At 75.4% G+C, this 1,408-nt stretch carries 2 protein-coding genes; one reads left to right on the plus strand and one right to left on the minus strand.

The features are described 5' to 3' along the window. Positions 1 to 575 (minus strand): TIGR03619 family F420-dependent LLM class oxidoreductase (locus AB0J52_RS40630; RefSeq protein WP_500188554.1); only part of this gene is annotated, 575 nt, incomplete at its 3' end. A 154-nt stretch (positions 576 to 729) separates the two neighbouring features. Here AB0J52_RS40630 and AB0J52_RS40635 point away from each other — a divergent pair. After that, positions 730 to 1,408, plus strand: a 679-nt coding sequence (locus AB0J52_RS40635; protein WP_500188556.1) for an alpha/beta fold hydrolase, incomplete at its 3' end; no start/stop codon positions are given.

Genomic DNA, 1,408 nt, shown 5'->3' on the forward strand with positions numbered 1-1,408 from the left:
GCGACGTGCGCGAACAGCGTCGGGCCGGGCGCGCCGCCGAGCAGCACCGGCACCGGGCCGGCGGGCTTCGGCCATGACCAGCTCGGTTCGAAGGACGCATACTCGCCCCGGAAGGCGGCCTCGTCCTTCGTCCACAGCTCGCGCATCGCCAGCATGTTCTCCCGCACGCGCGCGCGCCGGGTCGTCCAGTCCACCCCGTGGTCGGCGGCCTCCTCGCGGTTCCAGCCGTAGCCGACGCCGAGGACGACGCGTCCGCCCGAGAGCCGGTCGAGCGTGGCGACGGCCTTCGCGGTGACCAGCGGGTCCCGCTGGGCGGCGAGCAGGATGCCCGTGCCGAGGGCGATCGTGCTGGTCAGCACGGCCGCGGCGGCGAGCGCGACGAGCGGGTCGGGCGTGCGGGCGTACGCGTCCGGGAGGGTGTCGTCCCCGGTCGGCGGCGGGGTCGTCCGGGCCACCGGGATGTGGGTGTGCTCGGGCAGGTAGAGCGAGGCGAAGCCGCGCTCCTCGGCGGCGGCGGCCAGCTCGTGCGGCGGCATCGTGCGGTCGGTGGCGAACATCGTGATCCCGAGGCGCATCGGGCTCCCCTCCTCTGCGGTGGCCGCACCCGGCGCGGGTGCCGGGCGCGCCGGCGCGACGCTCGTCACACTGTATCCACAACCAAGCGATTGCTCGGCTTCCGTTCATTGATGTAGCGTGCGCTTGTTCGGTTTATCCGAGGAGGCCAGGCCGATGCCGTTCGCAGAGCTGGGCGACGTGCGGGTGTTCTTCACCGACGACCCGCCCGCGGGCCGGGAGCCGCGCGCCACGCTGCTGCTCGTGCACGGCTACGGCGCCGACTCCGACGACTGGATCTTCCACCTGCCCGGCTTCGGCGGCCGGTACCGGGTCATCGCGCCGGACCTGCGCGGCCACGGCCTGTCGTCCGCGCCCGAGACCGGGTACGCCCCGCGGGACCTCGCCGCCGACCTGGTCCGCCTGCTCGACCTGCTCGGCGTCGCCGAACCGGTCGTCGCGATCGGCCACTCCCTCGGCGCGATGGTCGTCAGCGCCCTCGCCGTCGAGCACCCGGACCGCGTCCGCGCCCTGGTCTGCGTGGACCCGGCCTACGGCCAGCCCGCCGAGATCGCCGCCGCCTTCCCCGCGATGTACGAGGGGCTGCGCTCGGACGACCCGTACCCGACCGCGCTGGCGAACGAGGAGTGGTGCCACACCCCCGCCTCGCCGCCCTGGCTGCTCGCCTGGCACCGCCGCAAGATCCTCGCCACCGCGCCGCGCGCGCTCGCCGAGGCGTTCCCCGCCATGTACGAGGGGGACGCGGCGTTCGGCCTGCGCCCGCAGGGCGACGCCTACCTCGCCCGGCGCGCCTGCCCCGTGCTGTCGTGCTGGTCGGCCGCGCAGGCCGCCTCCG

The organism is Spirillospora sp. NPDC049652 (assembly GCF_040675125.1).
In the GTDB taxonomy this organism is placed as follows: domain Bacteria; phylum Actinomycetota; class Actinomycetes; order Streptosporangiales; family Streptosporangiaceae; genus Spirillospora.